Raw genomic sequence first — 22,925 nt, 5'->3', positions numbered from 1 at the left:
CCCCCCCCCCCCCCCCCCCCCCCCCCCCCCCCCCCCCCCCCCCCCCCCCCCCCCCCCCCCCCCCCCCCCCCCCCCCCCCCCCCCCGACGGGTGCACCATGGCCGGGTGCCCGGCTCCGCCGCCGATCGGCTGGCCCGGCTGGCCGACGGCTACCTGGTCACCCAGCTGCTGCACGTCGCGATCGCCCTCGGCGTGCCGGAGGCGCTCGCCCGCGGTCCCCGCGACGCCGGGGACCTGGCCGCCGAGCTCGGCGCCCGGCCCGGGCCGCTGCGCCGGGTGCTGCGCGGCCTGGCCGCCGAGGAGGTGCTCGAGGAGGACGGCGAGGGGCGCTTCGCCCTCGGCGCCACCGGCCGCCTGCTGCTGGCCGGCGTCCCCTCGTCGCTGCGCGGCGCGGTGACGGCCCGGGCGGAGGTCTACTACGGGGCGGCCGCCGGCCTGCTGGACGCCGTCCGCAGCGGCGGGACGCCGTTCGAGCTGGTGCACGGGCAGCCGTTCTTCGCGGCCCTGTCCGCGGCGCCCGAGCGGCTCGCGGCCTTCCAGGCGTCCATGGCCGACCGCTCGGCCCGCGAGGCCGGCGCCGTGGTGGCGGCCTACGACGTCGCCCGCCTCGGATCCGTGGTCGACGTCGGCGGCGGCGACGGGACGCTGCTGCGTGCGGTCCGCGGGCGCGCGCCGCACGCCGAGGTCACGCTGTTCGACCTCGCGGAGGTCGTCCGGGGCAGCGACCTGCCGGCCGTCGGCGGGGACTTCTTCGCGCAGGTCCCCGCCGGCGCCGACGCCTACCTGCTCTCCCGCGTGCTGCACGACTGGGACGACGCCGACGCCCTCGGGGTGCTGCGCTCCTGCCGTGCGGCGATGCGCCCGGACTCGCTGCTGCTCGTCGTCGAGGCGGTGGTCCCGGAGCGGGCGGTCGACGACCCGGCGGCGGTGCGCATGGACCTGCACATGCTGGTGCTGCTGCACGGCCGCGAGCGGACCGCGGCCGAGTACGGCGCCCTCCTCGACGCCGCCGGCCTGCGGCTCACCGCCGACGTCCCGACCGCCGCCGGGGTGCACGTCCTGGAGGCCCGCCCCCGGTAGCGGACCCGCTCAGGACCCGGTGACGCGGGCGACGTCGCGGCGCCCCGAGGTCCACAGCAGCAGTTCCATGGGATCGCCCTCGAGCGTGGGCCCGCCCGTGCCGACGCGCTTCTCCACGCCCGGGACGTCGGCCCGCCGCAGGGTCACCCCGCCGCGCACCCGCCGGGCGAACAGCGTCGCGGTGCGCCACAGCAGGTCGCGGTCGGCGCGCGGGAGGTCGCGGGGCTCCCAGCCGGGCTGGGCGCGGCGGACGTCCTCGTGGTGGATGGCGTACTCGCCGCTGTTCACCAGGTCGCCCACGACCGGCCAGCCCATCGGCGTCCAGCGCGGCGCTCCTGCCCGCACCTGCGCGACCACCTCGGTGAAGGGCGTCGAGGTCCGGTAGCGCTCCTCCAGCCGGGCGGAGTGCGCGTGCAGGCGCCGCCCGACCGGGAGGGTCTCCAGCGCGTACCCCGGTCCGGCGTCGGGCCGCCGGTCCCGGACGACGAGGTGCGCGGCCAGGTGCCCGGTGGTCCACCCCTCGCAGCAGGTCGGCGCGTCGGGGCCGAGGGTGTCGAGGAGGTCGGCCAGGGCGGCGCGCTCGCGGACGGCCAGCGGCGGCGGAGGTGAGGTCGTCACCGCGCGAGGTCTACCAGGCGCGCTCGCGGAATGCAGCGGCCGGCCCGGCGTTGAGCGGTTAGCGTGCCTAACGAGACGCGCCAGCGTCGTGAGCCACCACAGAGGAGAGCCGTGTCCCGCCGCCGAGACGCCGTGGTCCGGCGCGGACTCCGCCACATCGGGCTGGCCGTCCGCGAGCAGCCCGGGATGTTCAGCCTGGCGGTCGCCGCCAGCAGCCTCTACGGCGCGACGACCGTGGCCAGCGCCTACGTCATCGGCGGGATCACCGACCGCGTGGTCCTCCCGGCCTTCGACGAGGGCTCGACCACCGGCGCCGCGCTCACCCTCTCGGCCGTCGTCGTCCTCGGCGTCGCGCTGCTCAAGATCGTCGGGATCCTCGGCCGCCGGCTGTTCGCCGGGATCATGGGCTACCGGCTGCAGGCCGACTACCGCCGCCGGGTCACCGGCCAGTACCTGCGGCTGCCGCTGTCGTGGCACCAGCGCCACCCGACCGGGCAGCTGCTGTCCAACGCCAACTCCGACGTCGAGGCCGCCTGGTTCTTCGTCTCGCCGCTGCCGTTCGCCGTCGGCGCGATCGTGATGATCGCCATCACGGTCGGCGCGCTGCTGGTCACCGACCCGCTGCTGGCGGTCATCGGGCTGGTCGTGTTCCCGGCCGTGTTCCTCGTCAACGTCGTGTACTCGCAGGTGATGAGCCCGCGGATGCAGCGGGCCCAGCAGCTGCGGGCCGAGGTCAGCGAGATCGCCCACGAGAGCTTCGACGCCGCCCTGGTCGTCAAGACCCTCGGCCGGGAGGACGTCGAGACCGGGCGTTTCGCCGCCAAGGCCGGCGAGCTGCGGGACGGGCTGGTGGCGGTGGGGCGGGTCCGCGGGCTGTTCGACCCGCTCATGGAGGCGCTGCCCAACCTGGGCACGCTCGCCGTCCTGCTCGTCGGCGCCGGCCGGGTCGCCGACGGCGCCACCGACGCCGGCGACCTCGTCTCGATCGCCTACCTGTTCACCCTCCTTGCGCTGCCGATCCGCGCGATCGGCTGGGTGCTCGCCGACCTGCCGCGGGCGCTGGCCGGCTTCGACCGGGTCACCCCGGTCCTGGCGGCCACGGGGGAGACCCCGTACGGGGACGCCACCGCCCCGGCCGGGGACGGCGGTGCCGTGCTCGCGCTGGACCGGGTCGGCTACGCGTTCGACGACGCGGCACGCCCCACCCTCTCCGACATCACCTTCGACGTGCCGGCGGGCTCCACCGTCGCCGTGGTCGGCCCGACGGGGTCGGGCAAGTCGACGCTGGCCGGCCTGCTGGTGCGGCTGGTCGACCCGGTCGACGGCACCGTCCTGGTCGACGGGGTGGACCTGCGCCGGCTGCGCGAGGGCGAGCTCAGCGACCGTGCCGCCTTCGTCGCGCAGGGCACCTTCCTCTTCGACGACACCGTCCGCGGCAACGTCACGCTGGGCGGCGACTTCACCGACGCCGAGGTGCTCGCCGCGCTGCGGACCGCGGCCGCCGACGATTTCGTCGCCCGGCTGCCCGAGGGGCTGGACACCCGGGTGGGGGAGCGCGGCGCGAGCCTGTCCGGCGGGCAGCGGCAGCGGATCGCGCTGGCCCGCGCTGTCGTCCGCCGGCCCCGGCTGCTGGTGATGGACGACGCGACCAGCGCCGTCGACCCCGCCGTGGAGGCCCGCATCCTCGACGCCCTGCGGGACACCGACCCGCCGGCGACCGTGGTCGTCGTCGCCTACCGGCAGGCCACCATCGCGCTCGCCGACGAGGTGGTCTGGCTGGAGGGCGGCCGGGTGCTGGCCCGGGGCAGCCACGAGCAGCTGCTCGCCGAGGTCCCCGGCTACGCCGCCCTCGTGCGCGCCTACCAGCAGGACGAGGTGGCCGCGTGAGCGGGCCCGCGGGCGCACCGAGGAGGAACCGGTGACCACCGCCGAGATCGCCGACCGCTCCGAGGGTGCGCTGCAGACGCTGCGCCGCGGGCTGCGGATGATGCCCGAGTTCCGCCGCGGGCTGCCCGCCACCTTCGCCCTGGCCCTCGTGGCGACCGCCGGTCGGGTGGTCGTGCCCATCGCCGTGCAGCAGGTCATCGACCGCGGCCTGGCCGCCCCCGGCGGGCCGGACCTCGAGGTCGTGCGTGACATGGTGGCCCTGTGCGCCGCCGTGGTGCTGGTGACGGCGTTCGCCGTGTACCGGATGAACGTCCGGCTGTTCCGCACCACCGAGACGGCGCTGGCCGGGCTGCGCACCCGGGCCTTCCGGCACGTGCACGACCTGTCGGTGCTGCACCAGCAGGGGCAGCGGCGCGGCTCCCTGGTCTCCCGGGTGACCAGCGACGTCGACCAGCTGTCGACCTTCATGCAGTGGGGCGGCGTGCTGGGCGTGGTCAGCCTCGGCCAGCTGCTCGTCGCGACCGTGGTCATGTTCGTCTACTCGTGGCAGCTCACCCTGCTGGTGCTGGCCTGCTTCGTGCCGCTGGCCTACGCGGTGCGCTTCTTCGCCCGGCGGCTGGCGCGGGTCTACGGCGTGGTCCGGGAGCGGGTCGGCGACGTGCTCGCCGCCGTCTCGGAGTCGGTCGTCGGTGCCTCGACGGTGCGGGCGTACGGCGTGCGCGAGCGGACCGCCGCCCGCATCGACCGGGCGATCGGCCGGCACTACCGCGCCCAGGTCGAGGCGCAGAAGACCACGGCCGCCGTCTTCGTCAGCGGCGAGTTCGTGGCCTCGGTCGCCAACGCCGCGGTCATCGTCGTCGGCGTCCTGCTCGGGCTGGCCGGGGACATCACCGCCGGGACCCTCATCGCCTTCCTCTTCCTGGTCTCGCTGTTCGTCGCGCCGGTGCAGACCGCCAGCGAGGTGCTCAACGAGGCGCAGAACGCCGTGGCCGGCTTCCGCCGGGTGCTCGACGTGCTCGACACCGAGCCCGACGTGCGCGACCCGGCGCTCGACGGCTCGGCCCACGAGCTGCCCGACGGGCCGCTCGGTGTCCGCTTCGACGGCGTCGTCTTCCGGTACGCGCCCGGCGCGCGCCCGGCGCTGGCCGGCGTCGACCTGCAGATCGCCCCCCGGCGGCGGGTGGCGATCGTGGGGGAGACCGGGTCGGGGAAGACCACGTTCGCCAAGCTCGTGACCCGGCTGATGGACCCGACGGAGGGCCGGCTGCTGCTGGGCTCCGACGACGCCGGCTGGGTGCCGCTGGACGAGGTCGCCTTCGCGTCGCTGCGCCGGCGGGTGGTGATGGTGCCGCAGGACGGCTACCTGTTCGACGCGAGCATCGCCGCCAACGTGCGGTACGGCCGGCCCGGGATCAGCGACGCCGAGGTGGTGGCCGCCTTCGCCGACCTCGGCCTCGGCGACTGGCTCGCCGGCCTCTCCGCCGGGATCGACACCCCCGTCGGCCAGCGCGGCGAGTCGCTGTCGGCCGGGGAGCGGCAGCTGGTCGCCATCGCGCGGGCGTACGTCGCCGACCCCGACCTGCTGGTGCTCGACGAGGCCACCAGCGCCGTCGACCCGGCCACCGAGCAGCGGCTCACCGCCGCGCTCGACCGGCTGACCAGCGGCCGGACCACGCTGACCATCGCCCACCGGCTCTCCACCGCCGAGCGCGCCGACGAGGTGCTGGTCGTCGACGCCGGCCGGGTGGTGCAGCGCGGCACCCACGAGGAGCTGGTGGACGCCGAGGGGCCGTACGCGCGGCTGCACGCCTCTTGGCGGCGGTCCTCCCGGGGGCAGGCCGAACCGGTCGGCTGATCGGGGGGCCGCCCGCGGCCGGGTTCCGGTGCGCACGCGCGCAGCCTGGCCTCGTCCGCGGTCTCCCGCCGGCGGGCCTGTGGACGACGGGCGTCCGTCCACAGGTCGCGGCGGGGGGCCGTCGCGGCGTCGCCGGCGGTGGACCGTGCCGGACATGACCGTCTTCCGCGTCCCGGGGGTACCCCCCGTCCCCGTCGTCCCGTCCCCTCCGGTCCACCGCCCGGACCCCGACGCCGTCCCCGTCCCCGCGGTGCTCGCCGGCGTCCTCGGGCTGGTCGCGGCCGTGCTCGCCGCCCTGGCCGGGTCCTTCGCCGTGCTGGTGCTCGCCAGCTACGAGCCGGCCGCCGCCGTCGTCCCGCTCGCCGTCGTCGCCCTGCTGCTCGTGGGGTGCCACTTCGCCGGAGCGCTCCTGCTGCTGTGCCGGCGGTCGGGTGCGCTGCTCGTGCTCAGCTCGGTGCCCCTGGCCGGTCTCGCGGCCCTCGTGCTGCTCGGCGGCGTCTCCCCGTCCCTCGCCGCCGTGCCCGTCGGATCGGGTGCCTGCGCCGCCGCGGCCGCGGTCCTCGCGGTGTCGTCACCCGTCCGGCGGTGGACCGCGTCGCGCCCGGGGCGCGTCGCTCCGCTGCACGAGCAGGTGCGGTGGCTCTAACCTCCGGCTGTGCCGACCTCACGCCCCGCCGCCGACGGGCCCGGCGAACGCCCCGGCCTGTTCGTCCGGCCCTGGGGTCCGGGCCGCATCCCGTGGCAGGCCGTGGTCGCCGTGGGGATCGGGCTGTTCGGGGTGGTGCCGCTGACGTTCGTGGTGTTCGTCATCTACGCGGTCGGGGGTCTGGACTCCGACACCGCGCGGGACCCGTGGATCTACCCGCTGTTCCTGGCGCCGCTGCTCGTCCTGGTCGGCTCGCTGCTGCTCCTGGCCGGGCGCAGCCGGGTCTGGCTGGTCCTCGGCGCGGTGGCGGCGGTGGCCGCCGGTCTGACGATCGTCCTGGTCGGCCGTTCGGCGGGGGAGCCGGTCGGGGTGTGGCCGCTGATGCTCGCCGTCTTCCCCGTGCTGGCCGCCGGCATCGCGCTGGGGCCCGCGGTCGGCCGGTGGCTGGCCGAGCGACCCGGCCGGGCGCGCCCGACGTCCTAGCGGTCGGCGCGGGCTGCCGGCCTCCTGGCAGCCCGCCGACCTACCCTCCCCGCCATGCCGCCTGCTCCCCGCCGCTCCCCGCGCGCGGCGCCGGTGCTCCGGGGCGGACCCGGCGCCCGGCACCCGCTGGCACGCTCCGGCGGGGGGACGGCCGCGCCGCAGCGCCCCCAGTCGGTGCCCTTCGCCGTGGTCTTCGCCGGCCTGGTGGCCGCCGAGGAGCTCTACCTCGGGTGGTTGCTGTGGGAACCCGACCCCGGCCTGTACTGGTACGTGGTGCTGGCGGCCGGCCTGGCCGGCTGGTCGGTGCTCGGCGCGGTGCTGGTCTGGCAGGGCCGGCGGCGCGCCTGGCTGGTCCTCGCCGCGGCCAGCGTCCTCCCGCTGCTGCTCCTGCTGGGCCTGGCCCTGCTCTTCGGCGCGCTCGGCGACGGCCGGGGGGTGTGGTGGGCGCTGCTCCTGCTGGTGGGCCCGCTGGGCTGCCTCGTCCTCGCCGCCGGTGCCCCGGTCCGCGAGTGGACCGCCGCGCGGCACGCCCCGGCTCCCCGCTCGCGCAGCCGCCGGGACGGGACCGCCCGATAGCGTCTGTGCCGTGACCGACACAGACGTCGTGGTGGTGGGGGCCGGCCTGGCCGGGCTGGTGGCGACCGCGGAACTGGCCGACGCCGGCAGGCGGGTGATCCTGCTCGACCAGGAGCCGGAGGCGTCCCTCGGCGGCCAGGCGTGGTGGTCCTTCGGCGGCCTCTTCCTGGTCGACTCCCCGGAGCAGCGCCGGTTGCGCGTGCACGACTCGCTCGAGCTCGCCCGGCAGGACTGGTTCGGCACGGCGGCGTTCGACCGCGACGAGGACCACTGGCCGCGCCAGTGGGCCGAGGCCTACCTGCAGTTCGCGGCCGGCGAGAAGCGGTCCTGGCTCCGCTCTCAGGGCGTCGGCTTCTTCCCGGTCGTCGGCTGGGCCGAGCGCGGCGGCTACACGGCCACCGGCCACGGCAACTCCGTGCCCCGGTTCCACATCGTCTGGGGCACCGGCCCCGGCATCGTCGAGCCGTTCGCCCGGCGGGTGCGCGCCGCCGTCGACCGCGGCCTGGTCGAGCTGCGGTTCCGGCACCGGGTGGGGGAGCTGGTCGTCAGCGGCGGCGCGGTCACCGGGGTGCGCGGCGCGGTCCTCGAGCCCAGCGACGTCGCGCGCGGCGAGGCCAGCTCCCGGGTGGAGGTCGAGCCGTTCGAGATCAGCGCCCAGGCCGTCGTCGTCACCTCCGGGGGGATCGGCGGCAACCACGACATGGTCCGGCGCAACTGGCCCGAACGGCTCGGGCCGGCGCCGCAGCGGTTGCTGTCCGGCGTCCCCGCGCACGTCGACGGGCACATGCTGGCGGCCACCGAGGCCGCCGGCGGGCACCTGATCAACCGCGACCGCATGTGGCACTACACCGAGGGCATCGCCAACCACTCGCCGGTGTGGGCGCGGCACGGCATCCGGATCCTGCCCGGCCCCTCCTCGCTGTGGCTGGACGCCACCGGCCGGCGGCTGCCGGTGCCGCTGTTCCCGGGCTTCGACACGCTCGGCACGCTCGCCCACATCGGGCAGACCGGCTACGAGCACACCTGGTTCGTCAGCACGAAGAAGATCGTCGAGAAGGAGTTCGCGCTCTCGGGGTCCGAGCAGAACCCCGACCTCACCGGCAAGGACGTCAAGCTCCTGCTCAACCGGGTCAAGGCGGGCGTCTCGGGCCCCGTGCAGGCCTTCCTCGACCGCGGCGAGGACTTCGTGGTCGCGCACAGCCTCCCCGAGCTGGTCGCCGGCATGAACCGGGTCACCGGCGGCGAGCCCGAGGTGCCGCTGGCCCGGGTCGAGGAGGAGGTCGTGGCCCGCGACCGCGAGGTCGCCCACCCCTTCACCAAGGACCTGCAGATCACCGCCATCCGCGGCGCCCGCAGCTACCTCGGCGACAAGCTCATCCGCGTGGCGCCCCCGCACCGGCTGCTCGACCCGGAGGCCGGCCCGCTCATCGCCGTGCGGCTCAACCTGCTCACCCGCAAGACGCTCGGCGGCCTGGAGACCGACCTGTCCGGCCGGGTGCTGCGCCCCGGCGGTGAGCCGTTCCCCGGCCTCTACGCGGCCGGCGAGGTGGCCGGTTTCGGCGGCGGCGGCATGCACGGCTACCGCTCGCTGGAGGGCACCTTCCTCGGCGGCTGCCTGTTCTCCGGCCGCACGGCGGGGCGGGCCCTGGCGGCGGCGCTGTGACCGGGGTCCCGACCGGTGCGGGTGCCCGGTGACCGCGCCGCGCGACCCCTGGGCCGACCCGGACACCCCCACCGAGCAGGGCGCGCCCTACAGCGGTCCGCCGTCGTACCCGCCGGCCTACCCGGGCGCCGTCTACGCCCAGCAGGGTCACGCCCCGCCCGGCTACGCCCCGCCCGCCTACGCCCAGCCCGGGTACCCTCCGCCGGGCTACGGCTGGCCCGCGCCGGCCGGCTACGGCGGCTGGCCGGCGCCGGTGCCCGCGGGGCCGCGCCGGCCCGGGCAGGTGGTGACGGCGGCCGTCCTCGCCCTGGTGCAGGCGGGGCTGGTCGCGTTCGCCTCGGCCTACGTGCTGCTGTTCGCCTCGGTGCTCGGTCTGGACCTCGACGTGAACGGGTCGGTCGACCCCCGCGCGCAGTCGATCGCCGACGAGGCGCGGGTGCTGGCCTGGGTGCAGTTCGCCTCCGTGGCCCTGCTCGTCGCCGCCGGGGTGGTGGCGCTCAACCGGCGCGACCGCCTCGCGTGGGGCGGCCTGCTGGCGGCCCTCGCCGTCCAGGTCCTGCTCGCCCTCTACTGGGCGGTGCGCATCGTCGGCGTCCTCGACGACATCCCGGGCCCGGACGACGGCGCCGTCGGCGTGCTCGTCTTCGGCGCGGTCTGCTTCGGCGCGGGGCCGGCCGTGGGCGCCGGCCTGCTGCTCACCCGGCCGGCCCGCGAGTGGTTCGGCGCCGGGGCGGTCAGGGGCCGCTGACCGACGCCGGTGTCCCACGCCCGATCCGCACGGGGGAGGATCGGGGCATGACCGCCGTCCCGCCCGCTCCCGCCCTCGACCCGCAGGTCGCCGCGCTGCTGCGCCGTGACCCCGCCGGTCTGGTGGCCGCCGTCGTGCAGCAGCACGACAGCGGCGAGGTGCTCATGGTGGCGTGGATGGACGACGAGGCCCTGCGCCGCACCCTCACCACCGGCCGGGCGACCTACTGGTCGCGCAGCCGGCAGGAGTACTGGGTCAAGGGCGAGACCTCCGGCCACCGCCAGTGGGTCCGCGACGTCCGGCTGGACTGCGACGGCGACGCGCTGCTCGTCCTCGTCGACCAGGAGGGCCCGGCCTGCCACACCGGCGAGCGCAGCTGCTTCCACCGCGGGCTGCCCACCACCGTCGGGGCGCCGGCATGAGGCTGGGGGAGACGTTCCCGTCCCGCGAGGAGTTCGCGACGCTGGACCGACCGGTCGTCCCGGTCGTGCGCCGGCTGCTGGCCGACGGGCTCACCGCGGTCGGCGTCTACCGCACCCTGGCCGGCAACCGCCCGGGCACCGTGCTGCTCGAGTCCGCCGAGCAGGGCCGGCAGTGGGCCCGCTACAGCTTCGTCGGCGTGCGCAGCGCCGGCGTCCTCACCGAGACCGACGGCGCCAGCCAGTGGCTGGGCGACCCGCTGCCGGGGCTCACCGACGACCTCCCGGCCGACCCGCTGGCCGCCGTGCGCACGCTGGCCCGCCGGCTGCGCACCCCGCGCGCACCGGGCCTCCCGCCGCTGACCGGCGGCCTGGTCGGCTACCTCGGCTACGACGTCGTCCGGCGGCTGGAGCGGCTCCCGCAGCAGGCGACCGACGACCTCGGCATGCCCGAGCTCGCGCTGCTGCTGGTCACCGACCTCGCCGTCGTCGACCACACCGACGGCAGCGTGCTGCTCATCGCCAACGCGTTCCGGTCGGCCGACCCCGGCGCGGCCTGGGACGACGCGGTCGCCCGCATCGACGCCATGGCCGCGGCGCTGGCGAAGTCCGCCCCCGCCGGGCTGGCCGCGTTCACCCCCACCGACCCGCCGCCGGTCACCAGCAACATGGCGCCCGGTGCCTACGAGGACGGCGTGGAGCGGGTCCGCGAGCACATCCGCGCCGGCGACGCCTTCCAGGTGGTCCTCGCCCAGCGCTTCGAGGTGGCCACCGAGGTCGACGCGCTCGACCTCTACCGGGTGCTGCGCGCCACCAACCCCTCGCCGTACATGTACCTGCTGCGCTTCGCCGGGCGGGAGACGCCGTTCGACGTCGTCGGCTCCTCGCCGGAGGCGCTGGTCACCGTCACCGGCCGCTCCGCCGTCGTGCACCCGCCGGCCGGCACCCGGCCGCGCGGCGCGACGCCGGAGGAGGACGCACGCCTGGCCGAGGGCCTGCTCGCCGACCCCAAGGAGCGTGCCGAGCACGTGATGCTCGTCGACCTGGCCCGCAACGACCTCGGCCGGGTCTGCGTGCCCGGCACCGTCGAGGTGCCCGACTTCATGCGGATCGAGCACTACAGCCACGTCATGCACCTGGTCTCGACGGTCGCCGGCGAGGTCGCGCCCGAGTGGGACGCCCTCGACGTCTTCGACGCCACGTTCCCCGCCGGCACGGTCTCCGGGGCCCCCAAGCCCCGGGCCATGGAGATCATCGAGTCGCTGGAGCCGACCCGGCGGGCGCTCTACGCCGGAACGGTCGGCTACGTCGACGCCAGCGGCGACCTCGACATGGCCATCGCCATCCGGACCGCGGTGCTGCACCAGGGCCGGGCGTACGTGCAGGCCGGCGCCGGGGTCGTCGCCGACAGCGACCCGGCCACCGAGGAGGCCGAGACCCGGCACAAGGCCCGGGCGGTGCTCTCCGCGATCGCCACGGCCGAGGGGATGCGGGAGCTGGCATGACTCGGGCGCGGCGCGAGCTGACCGCCGCCGTCGCCGGGTGCGCCGTCGCCGGGGGGCTGGCGCTGTCGGCCGGCGGCCAGACGTGGGCCACCGCCACGGTCACCCGCGACGCGCCGCTCCCGCCGGTCACCGAGGAGCTCAGCGGCACCGACCTGGCCTCGCTGGTGCCCGCCTGCGGGCTGCTGCTGCTCGCCGCGGCGGTGGCGGTGGTCGCCGTCCGCGGGCGGGGGCGGCAGCTGGTCGGGCTGCTCGCCGCCGCCGGCGGCGGGGCGCTGCTGTGGTCGGGGGTGCGCGGGCTGGCCGTCACGCCCGGCCCGGCGGAGCTGTCCGACGGGGCGGCGGCCGGGGCCACGGCGGTCGAGGTGAGCCGGGCGGCGGCCTGGCCGGTGCTCACCGCCGTGGCCGGCGCGCTGGCGCTCGCCGCGGGCCTCCTCACGGTGCTGCGGGGCGCGGGGTGGACCGGCATGGGACGGCGCTACGAGCGGGCGCCGGCCTCGGCCGCGGCCACGACCACGGCGACCTCGACGGCGACGACGGCGGCCGCCGTGCGCACCCCCGAGGACCGGGCGCTGGACGCCTGGCGGGCCCTCGACCGCGGGGAGGACCCCACGGCGGGGGACGACCCGCCGGAGACCGGGGGACCGCCCCGGCAGCGCCCCGCCGGGTGAGCGGGGGACCACCCCCGGCCGGGACCGTCCGGGGCCGCCTCTAGAGTGGGTCCACGACGGAACGGACCTGGCGGCGTACCCCGCACCAGGGCGGACACACGTGATCTCCGTCGCCCGCGCGCGCCAGTCGCCACGACGATCAGCACGGAGGAGGGGTCGTGAACGTCCTCGACGAGATCGTCGCCGGCGTCCGGGAGGACGTCGCCGCACGAGAGGCGGCGACCCCGCTCGCCGAGGTCATGGCCGCGGCCCGTGACGCCCGGCCGGCGCTCGACGCCCAGGCCGCCCTGCGCGCCCCCGGTGTCGGCGTGATCGCCGAGGTCAAGCGGCAGAGCCCGTCCAAGGGGGCCCTCGCCGACATCCCCGACCCCGCCGTCCTGGCCGGCCAGTACGCCGCCGGGGGCGCCCGGGTCATCAGCGTGCTGACCGAGCGCCGCCGCTTCGGCGGCAGCCACGCCGACCTGGCCGCCGTCCGCGCCGCGGTCGACGTGCCCGTCCTGTGCAAGGACTTCGTCGTCAGCACCTACCAGGTGCACGAGGCGCGCGCCCACGGCGCCGACGTCGTGCTGCTCATCGTCGCCGCACTGGAGCAGAACGTGCTGCTCGGGCTCCTCGAGCGGGTCGAGTCGCTGGGCATGACCGCGCTGGTCGAGGTGCACACCGAGGCCGAGGCCGACCGCGCGCTGGCCGCCGGCGCGTCGGTCATCGGGGTCAACGCCCGTGACCTGACGACCCTGCAGGTCGACCGCTCCACCTTCGAGCGCATCGCCCCCGGGCTGCCGTCGACGGTGGTCAAGGTCGCCGAGTCCGGCGTCCGGGGCCCGCACGACCTCATCGCCTACGCCGCGGCCGGCGCCGACGCCGTCCTCGTCGGCGAGGGCCTGGTGACCGCCGGCGACGCCCGCCAGGCGGTCGCCGACCTCGTCACCGCCGGCTCGCACCCGGCCACCCCGCGCGCCGCGCGCTGAGCCCGCGGACCCTCCTCACCGGATCCCCGGCCGCACGCGGGACACTGGGGTCATGACCACCAGTGCCGTCTCCCCGCCCGAGCAGCGACTCGCGCCGGCGGCGCCGGCCTGGCCGGACGCGACGGGGCACTTCGGCGTCTTCGGCGGCCGGTTCGTCCCCGAGGCGCTGATCGCCGCCCTCGACGAGCTCACCGAGGCCTACGAGGCCATGCGGGTCGATCCCGCGTTCCTCGACGAGTTCGCCCGCCTGCAGCGCGACTACACCGGGCGCCCGAGCCCGGTCACCGAGGTGCCGAAGTTCGCCGAGCACTGCGGCGGCGCCCGGGTGCTGCTCAAGCGCGAGGACCTCAACCACACCGGCTCGCACAAGATCAACAACGTGCTCGGCCAGGCGCTGCTCACCAAGCGGATCGGCAAGACCCGGGTCATCGCCGAGACCGGCGCCGGCCAGCACGGCGTGGCCACGGCCACCGCGGCGGCGCTCATGGGGCTGTCCTGCACCGTCTACATGGGCGAGGAGGACACCCGCCGCCAGGCGCTCAACGTGGCCCGCATGCGCCTGCTGGGCGCCGAGGTCGTGCCGGTCACCACCGGCTCGCGCACGCTCAAGGACGCGATCAACGAGGCCTTCCGCGACTGGGTCACCAACGTGGAGACGACGAACTACGTCTTCGGCACCGTCGCCGGCCCGCACCCCTTCCCGGCCATGGTCCGCGACTTCCAGCGCGTCATCGGCGACGAGGCGCGCGCCCAGGTGCTCGAGCGGGAGGGCCGGCTGCCCGACGCCGTCCTCGCCTGCGTGGGCGGGGGCTCCAACGCCATCGGCATCTTCACCGCGTTCGTCCCGGACCAGGGGGTGCGGCTGATCGGCCTCGAGGCCGCCGGGGACGGCGTGGAGACCGGCCGGCACGCGGCCACCATCACCGGCGGGTCGCCGGGCGTGCTGCACGGCGCCCGCTCCTACCTGCTGCAGGACGAGAACGGCCAGACGATCGAGTCGCACTCGATCAGCGCGGGCCTGGACTACCCCGGCGTCGGCCCGGAGCACTCCCACCTGCACGACATCGGCCGCGCCGAGTACCGGCCGGTCACCGACGCCGAGGCCATGGAGGCCTTCGCGCTGCTGTGCCGCACCGAGGGGATCATCCCGGCGATCGAGTCCTCGCACGCCCTCGCCGGGGCCATGCGGGTGGGCCGCGAGCTCGCGGCTGCGGGGGAGCCCGGGCGGGCGGGCGAGCCTCCCCTGCTGCTGGTGAACCTCTCCGGCCGCGGCGACAAGGACGTCGAGACCGCGTCGCGCTGGTTCGGGCTCGGCGACCGCGACGAGGTCGACCCCGGCCCGGGGATGGACACCGACCAGCAGCCGACCGAGGGCGCGGTCACCCGCGGCGACGCGGTGCCCGGCCAGGAGGCGGGGTCGCAGGCATGAGCGCCCTGCAGGAGCGGATCGCCGCCGCGCGCGCCGAGGACCGCGCCGCGCTCGTCGCCTACCTCCCGGTCGGCTACCCCGACGTCGACACCTCGATCACGGCGATGGTGGCGGCGGTGGAGGGTGGGGCCGACGCCGGTGGGGTGGGTGGGGCCGACATCGTGGAGATCGGCGTGCCCTACAGCGACCCGGGCATGGACGGCCCGGTGATCCAGCAGGCCGTCGACGTCGCCGTCCGGGCCGGGGTGGGCATGCGTGACGTGCTGCGCGCGGCCGAGGCCGTCGCCGCCGCCGGCGCCGTCCCGGTCGTCATGAGCTACTGGAACCCGGTCGAGCGCTACGGCGTCGACCGGTTCGCGGCCGACCTGGCCGCGGCCGGGGGAGCCGGGGCCATCACCCCCGACCTGATCCCCGACGAGGCGGCGGCGTGGCTGGCCGCGTCCGACGCCGCGGGGCTCGACCGGGTCTTCCTCGTCGCGCCGTCGTCCACCGACGCCCGGCTGCGCTCCACGGTCGCGGCCTGCCGAGGCTTCGTCTACGCGGCCTCGACCATGGGCGTGACCGGCACCCGGGCCACCGTCGGCGACGCGGCCGAGAAGCTGGTCGCGCGCACCCGCGAGGCGATCGCCGACGCGGCCGAGGGGCTGCCGGTCTGCGTCGGGCTCGGGGTCTCGAACGCCGAGCAGGCCGCGGAGGTGGCCGGTTTCGCCGACGGCGTCATCGTCGGCTCGGCCTACGTCCGCACCCTGATGGACGGCGGCCCGGCGGACGTCAGGGCCCTGTCGGCGCGCCTGGCCGAGGGCGTGCGCGGACGGAGCCGGGCGTGACCGCGCTGGCGAGCATCCCCAGCCCCAGCGAGGGCGTGTGGGAGCTCGGCCCGGTGCCGATCCGGGCTTACGCGCTGTGCATCATCGCCGGCATCGTGCTGGCCTGCTGGATCAGCGAGCGGCGCTGGGTGGCCCGCGGCGGGCGGCCGGGCGAGGTCCTCGACATCGCCGTCTGGGCCGTGCCGTTCGGGATCGTCGGCGGCCGGGTCTACCACGTGATCACCTCGCCGGAGCCGTACTTCGGCGAGGGCGGGGACCCGCTGCGGGCGCTGGCGATCTGGGAGGGCGGCCTCGGCATCTGGGGCGCCATCGCCCTCGGCGGGGTGGGCGCCTGGATCGCCTGCCGGCGGATGGGCATCCCGCTGCCGGCCTTCGCCGACGCGATCGCGCCGGGGCTGCTGGTCGCCCAGGCGGTCGGCCGGCTGGGCAACTGGTTCAACCAGGAGCTCTTCGGCGGCCCGACCGACCTGCCGTGGGGCCTGGAGATCGCGCCGCGGTTCCGCCCGGCGGAGTACGCGGACGTGCTGACGTTCCACCCGACGTTCCTCTACGAGCTGCTGTGGAACCTGGCCGCCGCCGCGGTCGTGGTGTGGGCCGACCGCCGCTTCCGCCTCGGCCACGGCCGCGCGTTCGCGCTCTACGTCGCGCTGTACTGCGCCGGCCGGCTGTGGATCGAGCTGCTGCGCACCGACCCGGCCAACGAGTTCTTCGGCGTCCGGCTGAACGTGTTCACCTGCGTCGTCGTCGGGCTGGCCGCGGTCGCCTACCTCGTGGCCCTGCGCGGGCGCCCGCGGGAGGTCCTCGACCGGCGGGGTGACGATGCAGACACCGGCCGGCCGGCGGACCGCGCCGACGGCGCGACCGTGCCCGTGACCAGCGCGGACGCCGACCCGGCCGACGACGCCGGTGACGACGATCACCGGGACCGCGACACGCCCTGAGCAGACGCGCCGTACGCGCGGTTTGGGCGGGTGAGCACGGTGTTACGGCTGTGTACCCTTCCCCTCGGACCCGCCGGTGATCCCGGTGGGCCGCACGTGTCGGAACCGGGCCAGCGACGCCCCGCGGACGACAGCCCCACGGCACCACCCGTGGGACTCTCGAGCCTGACCGGTCCGGTCACGTCCTCCGCCGCCGGGCTCGACCGCAGCGCCTCCGCACACCGCCCCCCTCTGACCACCACGGCCGGGCCCCCAGCCCCGCTGCGTGCCTCCTGAGCGAGCGCGCGCGAAGCAGCCGACGACGGGAGTGACATGACCGGGTCCACCGCGCCCTCAGCGAGCAGCACCACCTCGGAGCGCCGCACCCCCTCCGCCGTCCCCTTCTCGGCCGTCCCCCCGGCGGCCGGCCTGTACGACCCGGCCAACGACTCCGACGCCTGCGGCGTCGCCTTCGTCGCCGACGTCCAGGGCCGCGCCAGCCGCGCCCTCGTGGCCGCCGGCCTCACCGCGCTGCACAACCTCGACCACCGCGGCGCCGCCGGCTCCGAGCCCAACAGCGGCGACGGCGCCGGGATCCTCACCCAGGTCCCCGACGGGCTGCTGCGGGCGAGCGTCGACTTCGACCTGCCCCCGGTGGGCGAGTACGCCGTCGGCATCGCCTTCCTGCCCGTGGACGCGACCGAGCGGGCCGCCCGCGTGGAGGACGTCGCCCGCATCGCCGCCGAGGAGGGCCTGACCGTCCTCGGCTGGCGCGAGGTGCCCGTCGACCCCGACGGCGCCGACCTCGGGCCCACCGCCCGCGCGGTCATGCCGCACTTCGCCCAGCTCTTCGTCGCCGAGACGATGGGCGCCCGCGCCGACGCCACCGCCTTCGGCGGCAACACGGTCTGCAACGGCGTCAGCCGGCTGGAGCGCCGCGCCTTCGTGCTGCGCAAGCGCGCCGAGCGGGAGGCCCGCGAGGCCGGCAGCTCGCTCTACGTCGTCTCGCTGTCCAGCCGGACGATCACCTACAAGGGCATGCTGACCACCGACCAGCTGCCCGCCTTCTTCCCCGACCTGCGCGACGAGCGCTACGAGTCGGCGATCGCGCTGGTGCACAGCCGGTTCTCCACCAACACCTTCCCGAGCTGGCCGCTGGCGCACCCGTTCCGGCTGATCGCCCACAACGGCGAGATCAACACCATCAAGGGCAACCGCAACCGGATGCGGGCCCGCGAGGCCAAGCTCGAGACCGAGATGTTCGACGGCCCGGCCGGCCCCGCCACCGAGCTCGGCCTGGAGCGCATCTTCCCGGTCACCGCCAGCGACTTCAGCGACTCGGCCACCTTCGACGAGGTGCTCGAGCTGCTGCACCTGTCCGGCCGGTCGCTGCCGCACGCCGTGCTGATGATGATCCCGGAGGCGTGGGAGAACCACGACGAGATGGACCCGGCCCGCCGGGCCTTCTACCGGTTCCACTCCTCGATCATGGAGCCGTGGGACGGCCCCGCCGCGGTGGCCTTCACCGACGGCACGCTGATCGGCGCCGTCCTCGACCGCAACGGCCTGCGCCCGGGCCGCTGGTGGCACACCAAGGACGACTGGGTCGTGCTGGCCAGCGAGGTCGGCGTCCTGGAGATCCCCGACGCCGACGTCGTCGCCAAGGGCCGGCTGCAGCCGGGCCGGATGTTCCTCGTCGACACCGCCGGCGGGCGGATCCTGTCCGACGAGGAGGTCAAGGGCGCCCTCGCCGTCGAGCACCCCTACGACGACTGGCTGCACGCCGGGCTGGTGCACCTGCCGCAGCTGCCCGAGCGGCGGCGCTCGCGGCCCAGCCACGAGTCCGTGGTCCGCCGCCAGCAGCTGTTCGGCTACACCGAGGAGGACCTGCGCGTCCTGCTGACCCCGATGGCGTCCTCCGGCGCCGAGCCGATCGGCTCGATGGGCACCGACACCCCGGTCGCCGCGCTGTCGGACCGCTCGCGGCTGCTCTACGACTACTTCGGGCAGCTGTTCGCCCAGGTCACCAACCCGCCGCTGGACGCCATCCGCGAGGAGCTGGTCACCAGCCTCGGGCGGACCTTCGGCCCGGAGCAGAACCTGCTGAAGGCCACCCCGGCGTCCTGCCGGCAGGTGTTCCTGCCGTACCCGGTCATCGACAACGACGAGCTGGCCAAGATCCTGCACATCGACGACGACGGCGACCTGCCCGGCTACGCCGCCGTCCGGATCACCGGCCACTTCGACGTCAACGGCGGGGGAGAGGCGCTCGCCACCGCGATCGAGGAGCTGCGCACCAAGGCCAGCAAGGCCATCGCCGCCGGCGCCCGGATCATCGTGCTGTCCGACCGCGACTGCGACGAGAACCGCGCGCCGATCCCCTCGCTGCTCATGACGGCCGCCGTGCACCACCACCTGGTGCGCGAGCGGACCCGCATGGAGGTCGGCCTGGTCGTCGAGTCCGGCGACTGCCGCGAGGTGCACCACGTCGCGCTGCTGCTCGGCTACGGCGCCGCGGCGGTCAACCCCTACCTGGCCTTCGAGTCGGTCGAGGACCTCATCCGGGACGGCGTCCTCACCGGCGTCGAGCCCGCGCAGGCCGGCCGCAACATCGTCAAGGCGCTCGGCAAGGGCGTCCTCAAGGTCATGAGCAAGATGGGCATCAGCACCGTCGGCTCGTACACGATGGCGCAGATCTTCGAGGCCGTCGGCCTGGCCGAGGACGTCGTCGACGAGTACTTCACCGGCACCTCCTGCCCGCTGGGCGGCGTCGGCCTCGACGTCCTCGCCGAGGAGGTGGCCATGCGCCACCGCCGCGCCTACCCGGAGAACCCCACCGAGCGGGCGCACCGGCGGCTGGAGACCGGTGGCGAGTACCAGTGGCGCCGCGAGGGCGAGGTGCACCTGTTCAACCCCGAGACGGTGTTCCTCCTGCAGCACTCCACCCGCGCGCGGCAGTACGAGGTCTTCGAGCGCTACACGCAGCAGGTCGACCAGCTCTCCCGGGACGCCGCCACCCTGCGCGGCCTGTTCGAGCTCAGGACCGGCGTGCGCCCGCCCGTGCCGCTGGACGAGGTCGAGCCGGTCAGCGAGATCGTCAAGCGCTTCCAGACCGGGGCGATGAGCTACGGCTCCATCTCCCAGGAGGCGCACGAGACCCTCGCCATCGCGATGAACCGGCTGGGCGGCAAGTCCAACACCGGTGAGGGCGGCGAGGACCCGGCCCGGTTCGTCCCCGACCCCAACGGCGACCTGCGCCGCTCGGCGATCAAGCAGGTGGCCAGCGGCCGCTTCGGCGTGACCAGCGAGTACCTGGTCAACGCCGACGACATCCAGATCAAGATGGCGCAGGGCGCCAAGCCCGGCGAGGGCGGCCAGCTGCCCGGCCAGAAGGTGTACCCGTGGGTGGCGCGCACCCGGCACTCGACGCCGGGCGTGGGCCTGATCAGCCCGCCGCCGCACCACGACATCTACTCGATCGAGGACCTCAAGCAGCTGATCCACGACCTGAAGAACGCCAACGACCAGGCGCGGGTCCACGTCAAGCTGGTCGCCGAGGTCGGGGTCGGCACGGTCGCGGCCGGCGTCAGCAAGGCCCACTCCGACGTCGTCCTGATCTCCGGGCACGACGGCGGGACCGGTGCGGCGCCGCTGACCTCGCTCAAGCACGCCGGGTCGCCGTGGGAGCTCGGCCTGGCCGAGACCCAGCAGACGCTGCTGGCCAACGGGCTGCGCGACCGGATCACCGTGCAGGTCGACGGGCAGCTCAAGACGGGCCGCGACGTCGTCATCGGCGCTCTGCTCGGCGCCGAGGAGTTCGGCTTCGCGACGGCGCCGCTGGTCGTCTCGGGCTGCATCATGATGCGGGTCTGCCACCTCGACACCTGCCCGGTGGGCGTCGCCACGCAGAACCCGGAGCTGCGCAAGCGGTTCACCGGGCGGCCGGAGTTCGTCGTCACCTTCTTCGAGTTCATCGCCGAGGAGGTGCGCCGCTACCTGGCCGAGCTGGGCTTCCGCAGCCTCGACGAGGCGATCGGCCGCGTGGAGGCGCTCGACACCCGCAAGGCCGTCGGCCACTGGAAGGCGCAGGGCCTGGACCTGTCCAAGCTGCTGGCCGTGCCCGAGCTGCCCGAGGGGGCCGCGCGGCGCAAGGTGCGCGACCAGGACCACGGCCTCGACGTCGCCCTGGACCAGACGCTGATCCAGCTGTGCGAGGGCGCGCTGCTCGACGCGCGGCCGGTGCGCCTCGAGCTGCCGGTGCGCAACGTCAACCGCACCGTCGGCACGATGCTGGGCGCGATGGTCACCCGCCGCTTCGGCGGCGAGGGGCTGCCCGAGGGCACGATCGACCTGACCTTCACCGGGTCGGCCGGCCAGTCCTTCGGGGCCTTCGTCCCGCGCGGCATCACCATGCGGCTGTTCGGCGACGCCAACGACTACGTCGGCAAGGGCCTGTCCGGCGGCCGGATCGTCGTCCGCCCGGGCCGCGAGGCCACCTTCGCCGCCGAGGACAACGTCATCGCCGGCAACGTCATCGGCTACGGCGCGACCGCCGGGGAGATCTTCCTGCGCGGCCGGGTCGGCGAGCGGTTCTGCGTGCGCAACTCCGGCGCGCTGGCCGTCGTCGAGGGCGTCGGCGACCACGCGCTGGAGTACATGACCGGCGGGCGTGCGGTGGTCCTCGGGCCCACGGGCCGCAACATCGCGGCGGGCATGTCCGGCGGCGTCGCCTACGTGCTCGACCTGGCCCGTCACCGGGTCAACAGCGAGATGGTCGACATCGACCCGCTGGACGGCGAGTCCGCGGCGTGGCTGCGCGACGTGCTGGTCCGGTACCACGCCGACACCGAGTCGCCGGTGGCCGCCGCGCTGCTGGCCGACTGGGGCCGCTGGTCCGAGCAGTTCAGCGTGATCATGCCGCGCGACTACCGGCGGGCGCTGGACGCCCGCCGGGCCGCCGAGGCCGCCGGGACGGACGTCGACCGTGCCGTGATGGAGGCCGCTCGTGGCTGACCGCTCCCGCTCCCCGCTCACCGCCGCTCGAAGGGAGGCCGACCGTGGCTGACTCCACGGGGTTCCTCAAGTACGACCGCGCCCTGCCGCCGCGCCGGCCGGTCGACGTCCGCATCCTCGACTGGAAGGACGTCTACCTCTCCCGGGAGACCGGGGAGGACGAGGTCTTCCCGGTGGGCGCCCTGCGCCAGCAGGCCGCCCGCTGCATGGACTGCGGCATCCCGTTCTGCCACCACGGCTGCCCGCTGGGCAACCTGATCCCGGAGTGGAACGACCTCGCCCGCCGCGAGGACTGGACCGACGCCATCGAGCGGCTGCACGCGACCAACAACTTCCCGGAGTTCACCGGGAAGCTGTGCCCGGCGCCGTGCGAGGGCGCCTGCGTGCTGAACCTGCAGGAGTCGCCGGTCACGATCAAGCAGATCGAGTGGGAGATCATCGACCAGGCCTTCCAGCGGGACCTCGTCGTCCCGCAGCCGGCGCAGGAGCGCACCGGCAAGAAGGTCGCCGTCGTCGGCTCCGGCCCGGCCGGGCTGGCCGCCGCCCAGCAGCTGACCCGCGCCGGGCACGAGGTCACCGTCTACGAGCGGGCCGACCGGATCGGCGGGCTGCTCCGCTACGGCATCCCCGAGTTCAAGATGGAGAAGGCCGTCCTGGACCGGCGGCTGGACCAGATGCGGGCCGAGGGCACCCGGTTCGTCACCGGGGTCGAGGTCGGCGGCAGCGGGCCCGACGACCTGACCGTCGAGCGGCTGCGCGGGGAGTTCGACGCCGTCGTCCTCGCCGGGGGCGCCACGGTCGGCCGCGACCTGCCCGCGCCCGGCCGCGAGCTGGCCGGCATCCACCTGGCGATGGAGTACCTGCCGTTCGGCAACCGGCAGGCCCTGGGCGAGCTGGACACCCCGCCGATCGACGCGCACGGCAAGCACGTCGTGATCATCGGCGGCGGCGACACCGGCGCCGACTGCCTGGGCACCGCCCACCGGCAGGGTGCCGCCTCGGTCACCCAGCTGGAGATCATGCCCGCGCCGCCGGGCAGCCGCGCCCAGGACAACCCCTGGCCGACCTACCCGATGATCATGCGCGTCTCCAGCGCGCACGAGGAGGGCGGCGAGCGGCTGTTCAGCGTGAACACCGAGCGCTTCCTCGGCGACGAGGCGGGCAACGTGCGCGCCTTGCTCATCCACGACGTCGAGCGGGTCGACGACCGCTTCCAGAAGGTCGAGGGCACCGAGCGCGAGCTCCCCGCCGACCTGGTCTTCCTCGCGATGGGGTTCACCGGCGCGCAGCGGGAGGGCCTGGTCGACGGCCTCGGGGTCGACGTCGACGGGCGGGGCAACGTCTCCCGCGACGGGGAGTTCATGTCCACCGTGCCGGGCGTGTTCGTGGCCGGCGACATCGGCCGCGGCCAGTCGCTCATCGTGTGGGCGATCGCCGAGGGCCGCTCGGCCGCCGGCGCGGTCGACGCGTGGCTCACCGGCGGGGAGTCCGCCCTGCCGCGCCCGGTGACCCCCACGGCGGTCGCGCTCCGCTAGCTCGTGACCGACCGGCGGGCCGGGCACCTCCTCGGGGTGCCCGGCCCGTGGCCGTTGCCGTCCGTCGCCGCCCGTTGCCGTCGGT

General features: G+C 75.8%; 18 protein-coding genes. 17 read left to right on the top strand and 1 reads right to left on the bottom strand.

The window, feature by feature from the left end; all coding sequences use genetic code 11:
- Positions 1–105 precede the first annotated feature (105 nt).
- Positions 106–1,080: a methyltransferase gene (locus ACI8AX_RS14125; protein WP_456550461.1), complete on the top strand. Its 975-nt coding sequence runs from the start codon at positions 106–108 to the stop codon at positions 1,078–1,080.
- A 9-nt stretch (positions 1,081–1,089) separates the two neighbouring features.
- Here the strand turns inward: ACI8AX_RS14125 and ACI8AX_RS14120 are convergent, their stop codons facing one another.
- The gene (locus ACI8AX_RS14120) at positions 1,090–1,698 is read right to left on the bottom strand and encodes a TIGR03085 family metal-binding protein (RefSeq protein WP_456550460.1); all 609 of its coding nucleotides are present in this window, start codon (positions 1,696–1,698) and stop codon (positions 1,090–1,092) included.
- Between the two features lie 111 nt (positions 1,699–1,809).
- Here ACI8AX_RS14120 and ACI8AX_RS14115 point away from each other — a divergent pair, with 111 nt between their 5' ends.
- The 16 genes from ACI8AX_RS14115 to ACI8AX_RS14040 all read left to right on the top strand — a co-directional run bounded on the left by ACI8AX_RS14115 (position 1,810) and on the right by ACI8AX_RS14040 (position 22,840).
- Positions 1,810–3,585, top strand: coding sequence for an ABC transporter ATP-binding protein (locus tag ACI8AX_RS14115; protein WP_456550459.1), 1,776 nt, complete (start codon positions 1,810–1,812; stop codon positions 3,583–3,585).
- A 31-nt stretch (positions 3,586–3,616) separates the two neighbouring features.
- Positions 3,617–5,440 (top strand): ABC transporter ATP-binding protein, encoded by a 1,824-nt coding sequence (locus tag ACI8AX_RS14110; protein WP_456550458.1) that lies wholly within the window; start codon positions 3,617–3,619, stop codon positions 5,438–5,440.
- Positions 5,441–5,594: 154 nt separating this feature from the next.
- Positions 5,595–6,086: a hypothetical protein gene (locus tag ACI8AX_RS14105; protein ID WP_456550457.1), complete on the top strand. Its 492-nt coding sequence runs from the start codon at positions 5,595–5,597 to the stop codon at positions 6,084–6,086.
- Positions 6,087–6,095: 9 nt separating this feature from the next.
- Positions 6,096–6,569, top strand: coding sequence for a hypothetical protein (locus ACI8AX_RS14100; protein ID WP_456550456.1), 474 nt, complete (start codon positions 6,096–6,098; stop codon positions 6,567–6,569).
- 54 nt (positions 6,570–6,623) lie between these two features.
- Positions 6,624–7,145 (top strand): hypothetical protein, encoded by a 522-nt coding sequence (locus ACI8AX_RS14095; RefSeq protein ID WP_456550455.1) that lies wholly within the window; start codon positions 6,624–6,626, stop codon positions 7,143–7,145.
- A gap of 10 nt (positions 7,146–7,155) precedes the next feature.
- Positions 7,156–8,808, top strand: coding sequence for an FAD-binding dehydrogenase (locus ACI8AX_RS14090; protein WP_456550454.1), 1,653 nt, complete (start codon positions 7,156–7,158; stop codon positions 8,806–8,808).
- A gap of 28 nt (positions 8,809–8,836) precedes the next feature.
- Complete coding sequence (locus tag ACI8AX_RS14085; protein WP_456550453.1) at positions 8,837–9,556, top strand: hypothetical protein; 720 nt, start codon at positions 8,837–8,839, stop codon at positions 9,554–9,556.
- 47 nt (positions 9,557–9,603) lie between these two features.
- Positions 9,604–9,978 carry a phosphoribosyl-AMP cyclohydrolase gene (hisI, locus tag ACI8AX_RS14080; RefSeq protein ID WP_456550452.1) on the top strand — a complete coding sequence of 125 codons (375 nt, stop codon included), beginning with the start codon at positions 9,604–9,606 and terminating at the stop codon, positions 9,976–9,978.
- Positions 9,975–11,480 carry an anthranilate synthase component I gene (locus tag ACI8AX_RS14075; RefSeq protein WP_456550451.1) on the top strand — a complete coding sequence of 502 codons (1,506 nt, stop codon included), beginning with the start codon at positions 9,975–9,977 and terminating at the stop codon, positions 11,478–11,480. Before hisI ends, ACI8AX_RS14075 begins: the two co-directional genes overlap by 4 nt.
- Positions 11,477–12,148, top strand: a complete 672-nt coding sequence (locus tag ACI8AX_RS14070; protein ID WP_456550450.1) for a Trp biosynthesis-associated membrane protein — start codon at positions 11,477–11,479, stop codon at positions 12,146–12,148. Before ACI8AX_RS14075 ends, ACI8AX_RS14070 begins: the two co-directional genes overlap by 4 nt.
- A 158-nt stretch (positions 12,149–12,306) precedes the next feature.
- Positions 12,307–13,116 carry an indole-3-glycerol phosphate synthase TrpC gene (trpC, locus tag ACI8AX_RS14065; RefSeq protein ID WP_456550449.1) on the top strand — a complete coding sequence of 270 codons (810 nt, stop codon included), beginning with the start codon at positions 12,307–12,309 and terminating at the stop codon, positions 13,114–13,116.
- A 52-nt stretch (positions 13,117–13,168) separates the two neighbouring features.
- Positions 13,169–14,545 carry a tryptophan synthase subunit beta gene (gene trpB / locus ACI8AX_RS14060; RefSeq protein ID WP_456550448.1) on the top strand — a complete coding sequence of 459 codons (1,377 nt, stop codon included), beginning with the start codon at positions 13,169–13,171 and terminating at the stop codon, positions 14,543–14,545.
- The gene (gene trpA, locus ACI8AX_RS14055; protein ID WP_456550447.1) at positions 14,542–15,372 is read left to right on the top strand and encodes a tryptophan synthase subunit alpha; all 831 of its coding nucleotides are present in this window, start codon (positions 14,542–14,544) and stop codon (positions 15,370–15,372) included. The genes trpB and trpA overlap by 4 nt, the downstream gene beginning before the upstream one ends.
- Complete coding sequence (gene lgt / locus ACI8AX_RS14050; RefSeq protein WP_456550446.1) at positions 15,369–16,313, top strand: prolipoprotein diacylglyceryl transferase; 945 nt, start codon at positions 15,369–15,371, stop codon at positions 16,311–16,313. Before trpA ends, lgt begins: the two co-directional genes overlap by 4 nt.
- 312 nt (positions 16,314–16,625) lie before the next feature.
- Complete coding sequence (gene gltB, locus ACI8AX_RS14045; protein WP_456550445.1) at positions 16,626–21,305, top strand: glutamate synthase large subunit; 4,680 nt, start codon at positions 16,626–16,628, stop codon at positions 21,303–21,305.
- 44 nt (positions 21,306–21,349) lie between these two features.
- Complete coding sequence (locus ACI8AX_RS14040; protein WP_456550444.1) at positions 21,350–22,840, top strand: glutamate synthase subunit beta; 1,491 nt, start codon at positions 21,350–21,352, stop codon at positions 22,838–22,840.
- Positions 22,841–22,925: the final 85 nt, after the last annotated feature.

This window comes from Blastococcus sp. SYSU D00813, from assembly GCF_054050735.1.
The sequence above is the reverse complement of the archived record's forward strand: the minus strand, read 5'-3'. Positions and strand labels throughout refer to the sequence as shown.